General features: G+C 55.9%; 13 protein-coding genes. 5 read left to right on the top strand and 8 right to left on the bottom strand.

Going from position 1 to position 16,949, the window contains the following annotated elements:
* The first annotated feature begins 99 nt into the window (after window positions 1-99).
* Entirely contained in the window at window positions 100-558 is a 459-nt protein-coding gene (gene nrdR, locus IEU99_RS01255) for a transcriptional regulator NrdR (RefSeq protein ID WP_123960075.1), read from the top strand.
* Window positions 559-595: 37 nt separating this feature from the next.
* Here nrdR and hrpA read toward each other — a convergent pair whose 3' ends face one another.
* Complete coding sequence (gene hrpA / locus IEU99_RS01250; RefSeq protein WP_128889699.1) at window positions 596-4,498, bottom strand: ATP-dependent RNA helicase HrpA; 3,903 nt, start codon at window positions 4,496-4,498, stop codon at window positions 596-598.
* A 210-nt stretch (window positions 4,499-4,708) separates the two neighbouring features.
* On the opposite strand from hrpA, the gene IEU99_RS01245 reads away from it, so the two are divergent.
* A complete protein-coding gene (locus tag IEU99_RS01245; protein ID WP_128889700.1) occupies window positions 4,709-5,791 on the top strand; it encodes a DUF7847 domain-containing protein in 1,083 nt (360 codons plus the stop codon).
* Between the two features lie 207 nt (window positions 5,792-5,998).
* On the opposite strand, the gene IEU99_RS01240 is transcribed toward IEU99_RS01245, so the two are convergent.
* Window positions 5,999-6,946: a LysR substrate-binding domain-containing protein gene (locus IEU99_RS01240; protein ID WP_128889701.1), complete on the bottom strand. Its 948-nt coding sequence runs from the start codon at window positions 6,944-6,946 to the stop codon at window positions 5,999-6,001.
* Window positions 6,947-7,130: 184 nt separating this feature from the next.
* Between IEU99_RS01240 and IEU99_RS01235 the strand changes: the two genes are divergently transcribed.
* Together IEU99_RS01235 and ahpD are read left to right on the top strand one after the other, a co-directional pair.
* On the top strand, window positions 7,131-7,727 hold the full coding sequence (locus tag IEU99_RS01235) for a peroxiredoxin (protein WP_128889702.1): 597 nt from the start codon (window positions 7,131-7,133) through the stop codon (window positions 7,725-7,727).
* Window positions 7,728-8,252: an alkylhydroperoxidase, AhpD family gene (gene ahpD / locus IEU99_RS01230; protein ID WP_128889703.1), complete on the top strand. Its 525-nt coding sequence runs from the start codon at window positions 7,728-7,730 to the stop codon at window positions 8,250-8,252.
* A gap of 45 nt (window positions 8,253-8,297) precedes the next feature.
* On the opposite strand, the gene IEU99_RS01225 is transcribed toward ahpD, so the two are convergent.
* Together IEU99_RS01225 and IEU99_RS01220 are read right to left on the bottom strand one after the other, a co-directional pair.
* Window positions 8,298-10,838, bottom strand: a complete 2,541-nt coding sequence (locus IEU99_RS01225) for a DEAD/DEAH box helicase (RefSeq protein ID WP_128889704.1) — start codon at window positions 10,836-10,838, stop codon at window positions 8,298-8,300.
* Between the two features lie 120 nt (window positions 10,839-10,958).
* Complete coding sequence (locus tag IEU99_RS01220) at window positions 10,959-11,930, bottom strand: PAC2 family protein (RefSeq protein WP_128889705.1); 972 nt, start codon at window positions 11,928-11,930, stop codon at window positions 10,959-10,961.
* A gap of 386 nt (window positions 11,931-12,316) precedes the next feature.
* On the opposite strand from IEU99_RS01220, the gene IEU99_RS01215 reads away from it, so the two are divergent.
* Entirely contained in the window at window positions 12,317-13,357 is a 1,041-nt protein-coding gene (locus tag IEU99_RS01215; protein ID WP_164931153.1) for a DUF4192 domain-containing protein, read from the top strand.
* Window positions 13,358-13,385: 28 nt separating this feature from the next.
* Here IEU99_RS01215 and galE read toward each other — a convergent pair whose 3' ends face one another.
* The 4 genes from galE to dtd form a co-directional block, all read right to left on the bottom strand.
* Window positions 13,386-14,369 carry a UDP-glucose 4-epimerase GalE gene (gene galE / locus IEU99_RS01210; protein ID WP_128889707.1) on the bottom strand — a complete coding sequence of 328 codons (984 nt, stop codon included), beginning with the start codon at window positions 14,367-14,369 and terminating at the stop codon, window positions 13,386-13,388.
* A 56-nt stretch (window positions 14,370-14,425) separates the two neighbouring features.
* The gene (locus tag IEU99_RS01205; RefSeq protein ID WP_128889708.1) at window positions 14,426-15,109 is read right to left on the bottom strand and encodes a metal-dependent transcriptional regulator; all 684 of its coding nucleotides are present in this window, start codon (window positions 15,107-15,109) and stop codon (window positions 14,426-14,428) included.
* 241 nt (window positions 15,110-15,350) lie between these two features.
* Window positions 15,351-16,340: a sigma-70 family RNA polymerase sigma factor gene (locus IEU99_RS01200; RefSeq protein ID WP_128889709.1), complete on the bottom strand. Its 990-nt coding sequence runs from the start codon at window positions 16,338-16,340 to the stop codon at window positions 15,351-15,353.
* 167 nt (window positions 16,341-16,507) lie between these two features.
* Window positions 16,508-16,942, bottom strand: coding sequence for a D-aminoacyl-tRNA deacylase (gene dtd, locus IEU99_RS01195; RefSeq protein ID WP_128889710.1), 435 nt, complete (start codon window positions 16,940-16,942; stop codon window positions 16,508-16,510).
* Window positions 16,943-16,949 lie beyond the last annotated feature (7 nt).

The raw sequence follows: 16,949 nt of genomic DNA, 5'->3' as shown, positions 1-16,949 counted from the left end.
ACAGCAATCACGTGGCCTGAGAACAACACTGCCGGCAGCAAGAGCACCTGCCAAGCAAGAGCGTGAAGCCACAAGGCGAAAACAAGGAGATCCCGAGCATTGCACTGTCCTTTTTGTCGCAATCCCAATTCGCGCGTTGTCGATTCCCGCGTTGTAGATGCAGGATCAGCTATCCGACGCAGGCGGGAGTGCTCCGAATGCGCTGGGCGATTCACCACCGTTGAAAAAGCTCAATTACTTGTGGTGAAGCGTTCAGGGGTGACCGAACCATTCAGCCGCGAAAAGGTCGTCACAGGTGTGCGACGTGCCTGCCAAGGTCGAGACGTAAGCGACGATGACCTCAAAGAGCTCGCCATGGACGTCGAGGAAGCAGTGCGCAAGGTAGCCAGCTCCCAAATCGAAGCCCACAAAATTGGCGAGGCCATTCTTGAGCCCCTTCGCAAGCTCGACGAGGTTGCGTATTTACGCTTCGCCTCTGTGTATAAGTCCTTTAAAAACGCAGAGGACTTCGAAAGCGAAATTCGGGCCATGCGCAGGCAAGAGCGTCAAAGCTACTAAGCCTTCTGGGGCGCACGGCCGAACACCTCAACACCACCTAGAGCGCATCAATCGCCTTTTGGATTTTGCGTTCCGACACGGTCTGGGCCGTGCCGAGGCGTTGAGCAAATAGGCTCACCCTCAACTCTTGCAACTGCCACTGCAGGGAATACAAGGTCTGTGCGGGAATCTGCGGTTTCTTGCCCCGGTTTTGAATGGCGCGAGCCAGACGCACCTCTAAGCCATTGACCACCGCTTGGCGCTCGGCGTCTCTGGAGGGATGCAACTCCATATCCTCCAGGCGCAACGCAATAGCTTTGGCATAGCGAGGGATATGCTTCAGCCTTTGGGCACCAAGCTTGCTTACAGCATGTTCGGGAAGCATGAGCTGCAATTGTCGCTGCATATCCTCAATTGCCGGGCCTTCCCAACCTTCTAATTGCTGTTTCGCATCCAACCAAGCCGCAATGGCAGGAGCCAATGCGACGGTGTCTTGGCGCACCGCCGATGGAAGTTGCGGGCGAATCTGTTCGAGTAGACGCTGATAACCCTCCGGAGTTCGCTGAGGGCCGCCGGCTTCGAGCATCAAATCCCGAATAGCTGCAATGCGAATATCACGCAACAACCCCTCGGCGCCGCCATGGGGATATTTATCCACCGCAACACGCTGGCGCAATGGAAGCCCTTTAAGCATCTGTGCACCCTGTTGCGGTAAATCTTGAGACAACATCGTCAACGTTGTACTAAAAAGCTGCGCATCCGCCTGAGCCTTCGTTGGCATGACTTTGCGGGCGATGCCTTGCTCGGTTCGCACCAAGGTGGGATACGCGGTGACCGTCTGGCCTTCAACCGATGTATGCACCTCGGGCTCAAGCGCACCGATGGTGTCCTTCGTCCACTGCTTATAGGCCTTTGATTCGGATTGGCGGGCAGCCTTGGATACAGAAGAACGAATCTTTTGGCGCTGGCGTTCTTGCAACCGAGCTAAGTCTTTATCCCAGTCGATGATCTTCCCGCGCTTATCCACCGCAGCAAAGCTAAACCGGAGGTGAGCTGGCAGTTTTTCTACCTGAAAATCGCTCGCCTGGATCCCGCTGCCGCCCAAACGCTGCAGCGCTTGGGCGAGCTGTTCTGTCACCGTGCCTTGGTAGGCAGTGATGAGTTCGGCAGCTTTTTCCGCAAACGCTGGTGCTGGCACCACAGAGCGTCGAGAAGCTTTTGGCAAAGAGCGAATCAATTCGGTGAGCAGTTCCTCACGCAGGCCAGGAACTAACCAATCAAAGCCCTCGGGCGATAAACCACCAAGTAGGGGCACCGGAATTTCGATGGTCACACCGTCTCTTGGTGCGGTCGGGTCAAACTGATAGCTCAACTTATAGTCCAAAGAGCCCTGCCGCCAGATATCAGGGAAGGCCTCCTCGGTCACAGCCGCCGCATGCTCAGCCACCAGGGCTTCAGGGTCAAAATCGAGCAAATCCGGCTGCTGTTGCTTGGTCTTTTTCCACCAGTGATCAAAATGCCGGCCGGAGGTGATGCGAGCAGGCAGCCTTGCATCATAAAACTCATAGAGCGTCTCTTCATCAACCACGATGTCGCGACGACGAGCCTTTTCTTCTAAATCGCCTGCGGCCTCGAGCTTTTTCACGTTCTGGTGATAGAAGCTGTGGTGGGTTTGCCAATGCCCTGCAATAAGCGCCTCGCGGATAAACATGTCCCGGGCAGCCGCCTGATCCACGTTGGCGTAGCCGATAACTCGATCTTCTACTACCGGCACCCCGTACAAGGTGGAGCGCTGATGCACCATCGGCTGAGCACGTTTGCTCGACCAAAAGGGCTCAGAGTACTGATGCTTGAGCAAGTTAGCTCCGAGCTTTTCCACCCAAGCCGGATCGATTTGAGCGACGTCTCGTGCCCAAAGCCGGGAGGTTTCGACCATCTCGGCAGCCATCACCATGTCGGGCTTGGCCTTCGACACCGAAGATCCAGGGAAGATAGCAAAACGAGTATTCCGGCTGCCTCGATACTCTCTGCTTTCACCATCACGAACACCAATATGCGAAAGTAAGCCGGAAAGCACAGCCCTATGCAGGGCATCGGCATCAATATTGCCGGGCAATGCCTTCACATCCGTCCAACCCAACTGTTCGGCGATGCTTCGAAGCTGGCGCACCAGATCGAACCACTCCCGGATGCGCATGTAGTGCAAAAACTCCTGCTGCATGAGCTTACGAAAAGCGTTGCCGCTGAGCTCATCGCGCTGCGTGCGGATATAGCGCCACAAGTTGATATAGCTCAAGAAATCGGAGCGTTTGTTACTAAAGCGCGCATGTTTTTGGTCTGCCTGAGCCTGAAACTCCAAAGGGCGCTCGCGCACGTCTTGGATAGTCAAGGCTGCCACCACCACATAGGCCTCAAACAACACCCCGAGGCGTTGAGCCTCAATGAGCATGCGCGCCAAGCGCGGATCCAGTGGAATGCGAGCTAGCTGTTTGCCAGTCGCGGTCAGTACCGGATCAGCGGCATCGCGTTGTTCCAGGGCATCCAATTCGTGCAGCAGCAACAGACCATCGCGAATTGCCTTGGTGTCGGGAGCCTGAATAAAGGGGAATTCCTGGATATCGCCGAGTTTTAAGGAGGCCATTTGCAAGATGACCTGGGCAAGATTGGTCCTCAGAATTTCAGGATCGGTAAATTCTGGGCGCGACTGGAAGTCCTGCTCGGAATACAGGCGAATGGCAACGCCATCGGCCACGCGGCCACATCGACCGGAGCGCTGATTCGCGCTTGCTTGGGAAATCGGCTCGATTGGCAGGCGTTGTACCTTGGTCCTGGTGGAATAGCGCGAAATACGCGCAAAGCCGGTATCAACCACGTAGTGGATCCCAGGCACCGTGAGAGACGTTTCAGCGATATTGGTGGCTAATACAATGCGCCTGCCTGCATGGGGTCGGAACACCTTGTGCTGTTCCTGATTGGAAAGCCGGCCAAAGAGGGGAGTGACCTCCACGCCTTTCCAATGCTGCTTTTCAATCATCTCCATCGCATCGCGAATATCAGATTCGCCAGCAAAAAAGCACAAGATATCGCCTGGCCCATAGCTCATGAGCTCTTTGCACGCCTGGATAAGACCATCGAGCGGATCTACGTCAATGGTCTTTTCTCCCTTGGTTTGTTCCAAGGGACGATACAAAATCTCCACGGGGTAGGTGCGCCCGGAGACTTCCACAATCGGCGCCGGTGTACCTTCTGCATCGCAGAAATGCTCGGCGAATCGTTCGGGGTCAATCGTGGCGGAGGTGATGATCACCTTTAATTCGGGGCGCTTTGGAAGCAGTTGCTTGAGGTATCCAAGCAGGAAGTCAATATTGAGGCTGCGCTCATGGGCCTCGTCAATAATGATGGTGTCGTAGGCTCTGAGCAGCCGATCACGCTGCATCTCGGCGAGCAAGATACCGTCTGTCATGAGTTTGACCGAGGTGGACGCAGAGACCCGATCATCAAAGCGAATGGCATAGCCAACCGATTCGCCAATATCTTGGCCTAATTCTTCAGCAATGCGTTCTGCAACCGTGCGAGCCGCCAATCGACGAGGCTGCGTGTGGCCGATGAGTCCACGCCTTCCTCGGCCAAGTTCTAAACAAAGCTTCGGTATCTGCGTTGTCTTTCCTGAACCAGTTTCGCCCGCAATGATCACGACCTGGTTATTGACGATAACGTCCAGCAGTTCTTCCCGGTAGGCGCTCACCGGCAGTGCTTCGGGATACGTCATCGACGGAATAGCCGCTTGTCGTGCATCGACTACTGCCACAGACTCGCGGAGATCTTTGGTGATCGCTGCAAATGCTTTTTCGGAGCGTGCCTTTTTTAAGCGTGCCCGAAACCGTGGCACTGCGGAGTAGGGAGCCTGTGCTAAAAGCTCCTGGACGTCTTGGGGGATTGCGTGGCGATGGCGAGAACTCATGATTCTTAGAAATGTTACCGCTATGCGCGTTCATACCAACTTGCTAACGATTTTCGTTGAGCCATTTTCCACAAAGGTTTACCTTGCTACATTGTATTGGGCATTGAGTTTGTTCAGGGAAAAGATCTGTATGGCTGGGCCAACAGTGAGAAGAGAACAACTCCATACCAAAGGCGATATTGATCGCAGACGAACCCAAAAGGAAGTGACATGAGCGAACAAAACGATCGCGACAAGCGCGAAGGCGGTGAGCCTCAAGACGATGGCTTTCAGCCTTATCCTCCGGTAAACCACCCTGAAGATCAGCCACAGTACGGCCAGCAGCCGCCGCGTTACCCTCAGCCCGGCGCCCACGATGGCTCGAATGCATACGGTGCTGGAGATGCCGCCAACGCTGCAGGGCAACCTGGCTATGGTGCTCACTATGGCGGTGGCGCACATGGGGACGGGTCGAACCAATACGACGGCTACGGCAATGCCGGAATGAACTTCCAAGTGCACCCTGATCTGGAAACCACTATGGTGCAGCCGGTTCGTGATGTCTCGGTGTGGAACCCGATCAAGTACGGCTTCAAGATCGTGTTCAAGCGAGCCAATCCCTGGTTGATTTGGGGTGTTGCGCTGGCACTGCTCGGCTTCATTTTGCCCAGTGTGCTGTCCAGCTTCGCCACCGGTGGCGCCTGGGATGCAGCCTCGCTGCAGGCTTCTGCTCAGGAATCCTGGCAAAGCCAGTTGCTGAACCTGGTCTTCGGCATCGTTGTGTTGCTGCTGGGACCAATTCTTGTTGCCATGGCCGTGGCGCAAGTCGATGGTGGCCCCTTGGGTAAAGAACGTCGTGTGGCGCAAGGTAACTACGCGAAGACGTTGTTCACCAGCATTCTTGTGGGCATCATCGAAGTCGTTGCCATCTTCGTGCCGGTGGCCCTCTTGGTCTTCCTGGCATTTGTTAGTGGCGGAGAAGAGTTCGGTGTGCTTCAGGGCCTGCTGGTGCTCGCCGCGGTTGTGGTTGGCATTGTGATCGCGCTGCTGCTGGCGCCGATTTCCGTGCTGGCAACGTATTATGCCGCTGAACAAGGACTGGGCCCGGTCGCGGCTATCAAGGCTTCTTGGCAGCAAGGCCGCCCACACCTTTGGACGCTGGTTGGCTACTCCATCCTCAACGGCCTAATCACCGGTCTTCTCACGCTATTTACTTGCGGTTTGGGCAGCATCATCGCCATTCCGCAGGCGTACAACGCCGCTGCGTATATGTACCGCCAGGTAAGCGGTGGCGCTGTTCCGGATATGCGCTAATAGGCGTTGGAAAGGCCTGAAGCTTGAGGCACACGCGATGCGTGCTTGTCGTATTGGCCTGGATTGAATAAGGGGCCTGCACCTGATGATGGTGCAGGTCCCTTGTGTTGTGTTCGAGCGCTAATAAAACCTTGGAGTCTGGACACTTAGCGCCAGCGCGACGATTATCCGAAGCGCTTGAAGCCTTCAGGCGTCGAGGGCAAAGCCCTACGCTTGGGGTTTTTGAGCCACTTCGTGGAAGGCGCGGGTAATCAGTGCTCCTAATTGCCGGAACTCTTCTTCTCGGGAGCTTGAAGATGTGCGATACGCAATCGCTACTTCGCGCTCGGCGCTTACTGCTGGGTTAAACGTGGCGGTGGCAACGCCTGGGCGTTGGCCTTCGGCGCTAATGGCGCTTTCTGGCACCAGCGTTGCGCCATGGCCTGCGCTTACAAGCTGAATCACGGTGGTCAGGCTCGCGGCGCGCGTACTGGCGTTTTGGGATTGCTCTGGGTGCACGTCGGCTCTGCGGCATAGATCGACAATTTGATCCCTGAGGCAGTGGCCATCGTCGAGTAAGTAGAAGTTCAGATCGCGCAAATCTTCTAAGGTGAGGTCGCTGCGCCCGGCATAAGGATCATCCTCTGGAACCACGAGGTGGAAATTCTCGTGATACAGCGGGATGTGATTGATTTTTTTATCTTCAATAGGCAAAGCCAGCAAGGCGCATTCAATATGGCCGTCCCTGAGGAGCTCGCAAAGGTGCTGGGTTTGGTCCTCGATAATCCTAAGTTCCAGATCGGGGAAGGTCGTCTTCGCCAGCCTTAACAGGTTGGGAAGGATATAAGGCGCAATCGTAGGGATAATGCCGATGGTGAGTTGGCCAGTCAGCGTTCCTACGGCCCCGCGCGCGTGGGCGAGGAAAAGATCCACGGCGTCGAGCGTGGCTTTGGCGTAGGGGAGGAGCTCCTCGCCGGCGGGGGTAACAATGACTTTGCGTGTTGAACGCTCAATGAGCTGGACGCCTAAGCCGTGTTCGATCGCCGCAAGCGCCTGGGATAAGGACGGCTGCGAAATATCTAGACGTGATGCTGCTGCACCAAAGTGTTTCGTCTCAGCAACAGTTACATACGTCCTGAGCTGAGCTAGGGTCGGTCGATACTCTTTATAGTTCATGTTTATAGGTTATCAGCCTCTTTGAAAGGAAGTCATATTGACGCGGCGCTGATTGTGTTGCATAATCAGTTGCAGGTCATTAAAAGCCTCAAGCATTTAGCCGTGTTGAAGCACGGTTTCATGCAGGCTGGTGGCCACACGTACGAAGAACACTTTTCAAACTTCCATCTTTACGGAGGATCCCATGGCAATTTTGACCGTTGGCGACACATTCCCAGAATTCAACCTCACCGCACTCAAGGGCGGCGACCTTCACCAGGTCAACGCCTCCCAGCCCGAGGACTACTTCGAAGAAGTTTCCCTGGACAAGTACGAGGGTAAGTGGAAAGTAGTCTTCTTCTACCCCAAGGACTTCACCTTTGTTTGCCCCACCGAGATTGCCGCCTTTGGCAAGCTCGACGAGGAGTTCCAAGACCGCGACACCCAGATCCTCGGTGGCTCCATCGACAATGAGTTCGCACACTTCAACTGGCGTGCAACCCACCCAGAGCTCAAGGAAATTCCTTTCCCGCTCTTCTCTGACATCAAGCACGAGCTCATCCGCGCCCTGGGTGTAGAGAACGCTGACGGTGTTGCTGACCGCGCCACCTTCATCATCGACCCCGATGGCATTATCCAGTTCGTGTCCGTGACCCCCGACGCAGTTGGCCGCAACGTAGACGAAGTGCTGCGCGTGCTCGACGCTCTGCAGTCTGAAGAGGTCTGCGCCTGCAACTGGCAGAAGAACGATCCCACCAAGAACATTGATAAGTTCTCTGAGCTCCAGGAGGGTCTCAAGTAAATGTCGTTGGATAACCTCAAGTCCGGTCTGCCCGAGTTTGCAAAGGACCTCAAGCTCAACCTCGGTACCCTTTCTCGCTCTACCGAGCTTTCCGAGCAGCAGCTCTGGGGCACCTTCCTTGCCACCGCAGCAGCAACTCGCAACGAGGCTGTGTTCTCTGAGATCGCTGAGGAAGCCAAAGAGCACTTGAGCGAAGAGGCCGTCAACGCTGCGCTTGGTGCTGCATCGATCATGGCCATGAACAACGTTGCCTACCGCGCCAAGGGTTGGCTCGGCGATGACTACGCGCAGGTCAAGATGGGCCTTCGCATGAACATCATTGCTAAGCCCGGCGTGGAAAAGGTCGACTTCGAGCTGTGGTCCCTGGCCGTATCGAGCATCAACGGCTGCGAGCACTGCACCATCGCTCACGAGAAGACCGTTCGCAACGAGGGCCTGACCAAGGAGCAGATCTTCGAGGCAGTCAAGATCGCCGCTACCGTCCAGGGTGTTGCCCAGGCAGTAGAGATCGAAGCTGCTCGCTAAGAGCTTTTCGACGAACAATCGGCACCTGTAACAGGTGCCGATTTTTTATGCGCCCTCAATGGAAAGCTGTGATAGCCGAACTTCTCCGGCGGCATCGCTGGCATCGAGATCGACCACGGCGTTGAAGGCATAGCCACGATCATCTTCCGGATCCTTAATGATCTGCCGGACGTTCCAACGGCGAGGCTCAGTGCGATTGAGTTGGAAGTATTCCGGACCGCGGGCGTCTGCAGAAAGATCCACATCGGCGTATTCATCGAAGTAGGCGTCGAGAGTCGCACCCAAATCAACGGGCTGCTCTAAATAATCGAAGGTTTCTGCGAAGGCGTCTTCTTCTTCCAGCGCAAACATCCGCACCGCCTTGAACATGAGGTTTCGCACCATCACAGCCAAAGCCTTGGGGTTTGCCGATAGAGCATCAGGATCTTCCACGCCAAAGGCGAGTTCGCGATCCAATGTGGCCTGATCAATAGGAGCTTCAGGATCAGCCATTTGCGCCCATTCGTCGACAAGCGAAGAATCCACCTGGCGAATCAACTCGCCGAGCCATTCAACGATGTCTTCGAGCTGATCGGTCTTCGCATCCTCTGGCACCGAATGGCGCAAAGTCCGCCACGCATCGGTGAGGTAGCGCAGCACCACCCCTTCTGCACGGGCAAGCTGATAGGTGGCGATGAGATCGCTAAAGGTCATGCCCTTTTCCAGCATCTCTCGCACCACGGACTTCGGATGCAGCTCAAATTCCCGAGCCCAAGGGTGGCCTTTGCAGTAAATCCCGTAGGCCTGTTCCAAGGTCTCTTCTAAAGGCTTAGGCCACGTGATCTCTTCCACGATGCGCATGCGCTCGGTATAGTCCACCCCTTCTGCCTTCAAAGCCTCAATCTCTTTGGCACGCTCGGCTTTTTGTTGGGCAAAAAGCAAGGGGCGGGGGTCTTCTAAGATCGCCTCAAACACGCTGATGAGATCGTATTCATACTCCGCAGAATCCTTATCCAGCAGCTCCAATGCCGCCACCGCAAAAGGTGAAAGCGGCTGGTTTAAGGCGAAATCACGCTGCAGATCCTCAGTGAGATGATAGGTACGACCACTGGGGTCTGGGGTATCGAGGCGCTCCACAATGCCTGCCGCCACGAGACCACGAAGCAACTCAATGGCGCTGAGAATATCGGCGTTCTGCTTTTCTCTGGTGTCGTGATTACTACGAAGCAGTTTTTGCATGTGCTCAAAACCATCACCAGGGCGGGCGATAACGTTGAGCAGCACCGCGTTGCTCATCCGGAACTGACTACTTAAAGATTCAGGTTCGGCCTGCATCAAGCGCTCGAAGGTGCGCTCACCCCAGGTCACCTCACCATCACGAGCAGACTTCTTGCGAAGCTTCTTCAGCTTCTTCGGGTCACTACCGGCACGCTGCCTTAAACGCCAGTTTTCAATCTCATGCTCGGGGGCCTCGATCACGACATAACCGGTGGTGTCGTAGCCGGCGCGCCCAGCACGCCCGGCGATCTGGTGGAACTCCCTGGAAGCCAAAATCCGCTGCTTTTGGCCATCGAATTTGGCCAAGCCGGTAAACAACACCGTGCGAATGGGAACATTAATGCCCACGCCAAGGGTATCGGTGCCACAAATGACCTTTAATAACCCAGTCTGAGAAAGCTTTTCCACCAAGCGGCGATACTTGGGCAACATGCCGGCATGGTGCACGCCGATGCCTCTGCGCAGCAACTTCGACAGGGTTTTGCCGAAGGTGGTGCTAAAGCGGAAATCGCCGATTTCTTTGGCTAATAATTCTCGCTCCTCCTTCGTGGCAATCTGCATGCTCAACAGCGACTGAGCCCGTTCAATCGCTTCGCGTTGAGAAAAATGCACCACATACACCGGAGCCTTATCCACCTTGAGCAAGGCTTCGATCGTTTCGTGCACCGGGGTGTACACATACTCAAATTCCAGCGGTACTGGACGTTCGGTGCCACCAACGATGGTCACACCACGGTTGGTGCGAGCTTGGAGATCGTCTTCTAAAAAGCGCGTATCGCCAAGGGTTGCCGACATCAATACAAACTGAGCGCGTTCGAGCTCCAGCAAAGGCACCTGCCATGCCCAGCCGCGGTCAGGATCGGAGTAATAGTGGAACTCATCCATGACCACCTGATGGATATCTGCCCGGACCCCATCACGCAGGGCGATATTCGCCACGATTTCAGCAGTTGCACAGATGATCGGAGCAGAGCCATTGACGGTTGCATCGCCTGTCATCATCCCGACCTGCTCGGGTCCGAAGACCTCGCAAAGGGCGAAGAATTTCTCGCTGACCAGCGCCTTAATCGGGGCTGTATAAAAACTGCGCTTGCCGCGTGCCATGGCAAAAAAGTGAGCGGCGATCGCCACCATTGATTTGCCTGAACCCGTAGGGGTAGACAAGATCACATGGTCATTGGCCAACACCCCAAGCGCTGCTTCTTCCTGAGCTGGGTAAAGCGAGATACCGCGTTGGCGAGTCCAGGCCAAGAAGGCATCAAAAATAGACTCATCGAGTAGCGACTCGGGAACTTCTTCTAAATCGGGCAGCATATCGGTGAGGTTCACAAGCATCAAGCGTACCTGTGCAAGCACCACAACCCGGCGTTCGTCTACGCCCTAGCCGCCAAACCAAGCATGAGGTTGCTGCCCTGAGTGCTTTTACACAGCCTTTAGGGCAGCCGCAAGTTAGGCCTGATCCTCTGGATCTTCCTCGTTTTCGCCGCGACCTAAGGAACGATCGTCGAGGTGAGCTAAGAATTCCTCGAACTCAGCGCCGAGCTCTTCACCGCTTGGGACGTCCTGTTCACCCGGTAGCACTGCATGGGGGTGTTGCTCGCGGTAGCGCTGCAACTCCTCATCGTATTGCTGCTCAAGTTGTTGGACCACAGCTTCGATCTCTCGTGATCCGGCAACTTGTTCTTCTACCTGTTGAGCTACCTTGCGCGCGTCGTGTTCCAAGCTACCGAGCGGGAAATGCAATCCGGTGGTAGACGTGATTGTTTCTAATAGGCTCAAGGTCGCCTGCGGGTAGGGGGAAGCTGCCAAGTAGTGTGGCACGTGGGCTGTGTAGCCTGCCACCGAATGCCCCTTGGAATGGAGATGACGCTCCAGGTGCAAAGCTGCTGAGCCCGGCACAGTAATAGTGGAATCGAGCTTGAATTGCTTGCCAACCAATTGTTCGTCGTTGCCATGCGCAGATACCACCAGAGGACGGGTATGCGGAACCGTCATCGGTGCTGCATACAAGCAGATGGTGTGCTGCACACCAAAACGTTCCACCAATTCGCCCACGGCCTGGGTAAAGGCATTCCAGCGAAGATCTGGTTCTGGTCCAGAAAGCAGCAAAAAGTGCTTACCTTCAGAATCTTTGAGCACCTGAATGCCGAGATCAAGCGGCTGGGCTTGATCAACGGTGTCATTATCGATCACCACGGCAGGCCTGCGCGATCGGTAATCGATGAGCTCATCGCTATTAAACGAAGCCACCAGACGGTGATCCAGCGCGCTGAGCAGATGTTGGGCGCTTGCATCCACCGCGAGCCCAGCGTCGGCATATCCGTCCAATGCCACAATCAGCGTTGGGCCTTGTTGGGCAGTACCTTTGACCTCTGGCGCAGGAAACTCAAGTTCGTACATGCGATCTCCATGTTGTGGCATGTTCTGGGTTCCTCCTTAGACGATTCTGGCGGTCGTTGGTGTGTCGGCGGCGCAATAGCTCTGCCAAGTTCACTAGCGCTTCATGCTCACTAGCCTAATGGGCGTGGTGCAACTTCGGGGCAGCCCTTCAGCCTTGTGTCGGAAGTGGCCGCGGAGTAGCTTCGTGCCGTTATTGCACACAACGCCAAGCCTCCCTCTTTTGTTCCCCTCAACCTTGCAAGCCTGCATCAACTGCTCAACCAGCGCAACTACGAGGCGTGCTTGCAGCACTAAAATCACGCAGATTGCAAACACGAACAGCAAAGCTGCGAGACGCTGTGGATAAGCACATGCTTTGCATCAACACCATCCGGCGCGCAGCCTCAGATCCTGGCAGATTACCTGGCATGACAGAGAACAACACACCAGGAACATTGCTCGCTAATATCCCAGGAATTCTGGGCTACTACCCCCAAGAATCACTCGTCGTTGTCACCCTCGGACCACTTTCTGGTGGACGACGCCACGTAGGGCCAGTCCTTCGGCTTGATCTTTGCGATCTTCGCTACGCCTACGATCTTGGCGATGCGCTCACCAATGTCGATATCGACCTCGCCTTTGCATTCGTCGTCAGCGAAACATTCGACGCCGAACAGCTCAACGACCTTCAAAGCCTCTTACAGTCGCTCTCAGGGTGCGGCCTGCTGCCCATTCAGCACTGCTGGCACGTTGAAGAAATCACTGGTGGAGCCACCTACAAGCACCTGCCAATCGAAGCAGACACCACGGTGCCAAGCGGATGGCAGCGCGGCAGCATTCCCGATATCAGCGCCAGCACTTCGCTTCATGCCATGCTCACCCTCGGCGAGTTGCCAATGCTCAACCGCCAGGAAGCCAAAGACTACTTCTGTCAACGGCCGAAGTGGGCTCACCGGAGCTGGCGTGAAAAAGCCGCGCAGCAGGCGCTAGTGCACGGCGCACAGATGATACGCAGCTTCCTTGAGGGAGTGGCGTCTATCGATATCGCAATTGATCGGCTGTGCATCAATCTTGCCGCCGTGCCTGCGTCTTCACAGCTTCGAGCCAAGCACGTAAAGCCACTTGCTCAATGGATGAGTAGCGTTTCGCTTCGCGACGCCAGCGTTGAAGCTTTCATGCGCGATCGCGCGCTTGGGCGCAGAGCAGCACTCGCGGTGGCTTCTTGCTATGACGGTGAAATTCGGGCCAATGCCCTGTGCATGTATGCGGTGTGCGCTCTAGGCACTGCCGCGAGCTTTCGCGTGCCCTTTGCTTTGGAGTGCGCAGGAGACACCAGCCCTGGGCACCGGCTGACCCACTTGCTTCAACTTGGCTATCGGCGCGGCGATGGGGAAGTGGTGATTGGGGCAGTGGTACGCGGAAGCCACCGCACCCTCGCGACGATGCGCGGTGATGAGGTGGCTGCGTGAAAGGTGAAATCGAAAAGTGATCTTGCGCTTAACGATGAGCGCTGTGGGCGGCATCTCCTAATTGGGAAGTGAAATTCCAGGCGTCGCGGACGATAGTGCGCAGGTCGGTGTGCTTCGGATCCCAACCAAGCTCAGCCTTTGCCTTCTCAGAGGATGCGACCAATACAGCCGGGTCGCCGGCGCGGCGCGGGGCTACTTCTGCTGGAATGGGGTGCCCGGTGACCTCGCGGCACATCTCGATGACTTCCTTGACGGAATATCCTTCACCCGAACCTAAGTTAAAGATGCGGTGTTGTCCGGGGGTGTTGCTTTCCAGCGCGAGCATGTGCGCATAAGCCAAGTCGAGGATGTGGATGTAATCCCTGATGGGGGTGCCATCGGGCGTTGGCCAATCATCACCGAACATAAAGATCTTGTCGCGGTGGCCCAAGGCCACCTGTAGTACTAGGGGGATGAGGTGTGTTTCTACCTCACGGTTTTCTCCAACCAGGCCATAAGCGCCGGCCACATTGAAGTACCGCAGGCTGGTAGCGCCAAGGCCGTGGGCTTTGGCATAGGAAGTAATGGCGTAGTCGATGGCGAGTTTGGTGGCGCCATAGGGGTTGGTGGGTTGGGTCGGTGCCGATTCCTTGATCGGCACCTCCTCTGGCTCACCATAGGTTGCTGCCGTGGAGGAGAAGACGAGATTGTCTACGCCGTGTTCGCGCATTGCATCGAGCAGCGTCAAGGTGGTGACGAGGTTGTGCTGCCAGTATTCCTCGGGCACCTCGACCGATTCGCCCACCAAGGATCGAGCCGCAAAGTGCAACACTGCATCGAAGGATTCGGCGGCGAGGACTTCATCGGCTAGATCTCGAACATCGCCTTCGACGAAGGTCGCGTCTTTGGGCAGCGCCTCCCGGTTACCTGTACTGAGATTGTCGATGATCGTGACCTCGTGGCCGTGTTCGAGCAACACTGTTGCACACACGCTGCCAACATAGCCCGCGCCACCAGTAACCAGGAGTTTCATGGGAAAATCACACCGTCTTTTCTTCTTGAATACGCATTGAGGTAGCTAGGTGCAGCCTAAGCCTTGGGCTCCACGCGCACAGCGTGGGCGATATCGTCGAGAAGCTCTACTTCCTTATCGCCCTTGCGCAGAATCACGTGGCCTGCATCGAGCCAAAGATCCAACTCGTCGCCAATGGCAATGTCAGCGTCGATCAGTGCCTGCATGGCATCAGGGTCTACCTGCAAAATCTCGTTGATCTGCACCAAGTTGACGCGCTGGGGCTTTTCGGTGGCAATATCGACCACGCGCTGACCAGGAGTTGGCGCGTCGTGCTCTTTCACGCCGATTTCCTCTAAGGCTGGAATCGGGTTGCCAAAGGGGGAGCTATCAAAGTTTTCCAGCACACCAACAAGTCGACGCTCCACCTCTTCGCTCATCACGTGTTCCCAGCGACAGGCCTCATCATGGACTTTGTGGATGTCCATGCCGATGATGTCGGTGAGCAGGCGCTCCGCCAGGCGGTGCTTACGCATCACGGCGGTAGCTAATTTGCGGCCCTCGGGGGTCATGTGCAGGCTGCGGTCGGAGGAGACCTTCACCAATCCATCGCGCTCCATGCGGGCCACGGTTTGGCTCACCGTGGGGCCAGACTGTTCGAGGCGTTCAGCAATGCGGGCACGCAGGGGAGTGACCCCTTCTTCCTCCAGCTCATAGATGGTGCGGAGGTACATCTCAGTGGTATCGACAAGATCTCGCATAAAATTTCACCCTTCTTCCTGCATTAGCTTACTCAGCTAACACTTGGTGCGGTGCGTCAACATGCTGGCGAATACGCCTCGCCATGTAGTCCATCGTAGCGCGCGGCTTTACACCTGCGTACTCAGGCAACGCTTCTAAAAGTATATGTCAATCAATATCAGGAACTCAATAAGAAAGAGTGATATTCCTGGGTAAAAATATGGCGTGGCATCAAAGCCACGCCATAGGGAAGCCGTATCGCTAGAAGGCGTATGCGCGTAGCTTTTCCACGCGGTCGCCGTCGCGAAGCTTAGCCATGACCTCTCGCTCAATCTGGCGGACGCGCTCACGGGAAAGGCCAAACTGGCGGCCAATTTGATCCAGGGTGCGCGGCACTCCGTCGTCGAGGCCATAACGCATCCGAATCACGTCTTGTTCGCGCTGTTCAAGCGTGCCAAGCACCATCCGAATATCGGAGTGGCGCAGTGATGCAACCACCGCGGCTTCGGCATCCGTGGCCTCGGAATCCTCGATGAAGTCACCCAGGGGAGCCTCCTCATCGGCGCCAACTGGCATATCCAGGCTCACTGGATCGCGCGATTGACGAAGCAACATCTCTACCTTTGCCTCGTCAATGCCGGACTCTTCTGCCAGCTCCTCATTGGTGGCTTCGCGCCCAAGGTGCTGATACATCTCTCGCTTGATGCGAGAAAGCTTATTCACCTGCTCTACCAGGTGTACTGGGAGGCGGATCGTGCGCGATTGATCAGCCATACCGCGGGTAATGGCCTGGCGAATCCACCACGTGGCGTAGGTGGAGAACTTAAAGCCCTTGGTGTAGTCGAACTTCTCCATCGCGCGAATCAGCCCGAGATTGCCCTCCTGGATAAGGTCGAGCAATGGCATGCCACGGTTGGTGTAGCGCTTAGCCAAGGAAACGACAAGGCGCAGGTTAGCCTCCAGCAGATGCGAGCGTGCCTTGCGCCCTTCCTTTACCAAGTGCTTCAGGTCGCGCTTCATCGCGCGGGTGAGGTGTCGGTCGCTGTCATTGAGCAAATATTCTGCATACAAACCAACCTCAATGGTTTGAGCCAACTCGACTTCTTGCTCTGCATTCAGCAACGCCGTCTTGCCGATGCCATTGAGATACACCCTCACCAGGTCTGCAGAGGGATTGTCGTTGGTCTGCCCTCGACGACTCCCGCGGTCTACTTCCTCCGTGTCGAAATCCTTGAGGGAAGAGCTCGTCATAAAGACCTCCTAGCTATCGGCGCGTACGTTGGTGTAACGCGGGAGCTAAGAAAAAAGTTCCTGGCCTATTGTGGCCAAGAATAAAACGCGAATGACCTGGGTTTGCGTCAAACATAGCTTCGAAAACAAAGCTTGTACGCCGCGAGCGTTTTTGAAAGCAGCCGGCTTTAGGTTTCCACCAGCACGGTAAAGGGGCCTTGATTCACCGAGGCCACCTCCATCATCGCGCCGAATTGGCCCTGTTCAACCCGGATGCCTCGATCACTCAAAAGTTGAGCGATCTGATCAATCATGGGGGCTGCCACATCACCCGGGGCCGCATCCGACCACGAAGGTCGCCTGCCTTTGGCGGTACGCCCCATAAGCGTGAACTGGCTTACCAGCAGCACTGAGCCGCCCACCTCTTCCACGCTGCGCTCACCTTCAAGGATGCGTAGCTCTGCAATCTTGCGAGCCATCGTGGCAACGGCTTGCTCATCGTCTTCGCGCCCAACGCCAACCAGCGCCAAAATGCCACCGGTGTCCGGACAAGAAATCGCGCCAACGACCTCACCATCAACGCGCACAGATGCCTCGCTAACGCGGGTGAGCACTGCTTTCATAAGCTAC

The sequence above is a fragment of the Corynebacterium pelargi genome (genome assembly GCF_014635485.1).
GTDB classification, from domain to species: Bacteria; Actinomycetota; Actinomycetes; order Mycobacteriales; family Mycobacteriaceae; genus Corynebacterium; species Corynebacterium pelargi.
Note: the sequence above shows the minus strand (reverse complement) of the source record. Positions and strands in the feature narration are given on the sequence as shown.

What these genes read in the sequence shown, in the direction of transcription:
- hrpA (WP_128889699.1), bottom strand. Translation starts at nt 4,498, where the DNA reads ATGAGTTCTCGCCATCGCCACGCAATCCCCCAAGACGTCCAGGAGCTT.
- IEU99_RS01245 (WP_128889700.1), top strand. Translation starts at nt 4,709, where the DNA reads ATGAGCGAACAAAACGATCGCGACAAGCGCGAAGGCGGTGAGCCTCAA.
- IEU99_RS01240 (WP_128889701.1), bottom strand. Translation starts at nt 6,946, where the DNA reads ATGAACTATAAAGAGTATCGACCGACCCTAGCTCAGCTCAGGACGTAT.
- IEU99_RS01235 (WP_128889702.1), top strand. Translation starts at nt 7,131, where the DNA reads ATGGCAATTTTGACCGTTGGCGACACATTCCCAGAATTCAACCTCACC.
- ahpD (WP_128889703.1), top strand. Translation starts at nt 7,728, where the DNA reads ATGTCGTTGGATAACCTCAAGTCCGGTCTGCCCGAGTTTGCAAAGGAC.
- IEU99_RS01220 (WP_128889705.1), bottom strand. Translation starts at nt 11,930, where the DNA reads ATGCCACAACATGGAGATCGCATGTACGAACTTGAGTTTCCTGCGCCA.
- IEU99_RS01215 (WP_164931153.1), top strand. Translation starts at nt 12,317, where the DNA reads ATGACAGAGAACAACACACCAGGAACATTGCTCGCTAATATCCCAGGA.
- galE (WP_128889707.1), bottom strand. Translation starts at nt 14,369, where the DNA reads ATGAAACTCCTGGTTACTGGTGGCGCGGGCTATGTTGGCAGCGTGTGT.
- IEU99_RS01205 (WP_128889708.1), bottom strand. Translation starts at nt 15,109, where the DNA reads ATGCGAGATCTTGTCGATACCACTGAGATGTACCTCCGCACCATCTAT.
- IEU99_RS01200 (WP_128889709.1), bottom strand. Translation starts at nt 16,340, where the DNA reads ATGACGAGCTCTTCCCTCAAGGATTTCGACACGGAGGAAGTAGACCGC.
- dtd (WP_128889710.1), bottom strand. Translation starts at nt 16,942, where the DNA reads ATGAAAGCAGTGCTCACCCGCGTTAGCGAGGCATCTGTGCGCGTTGAT.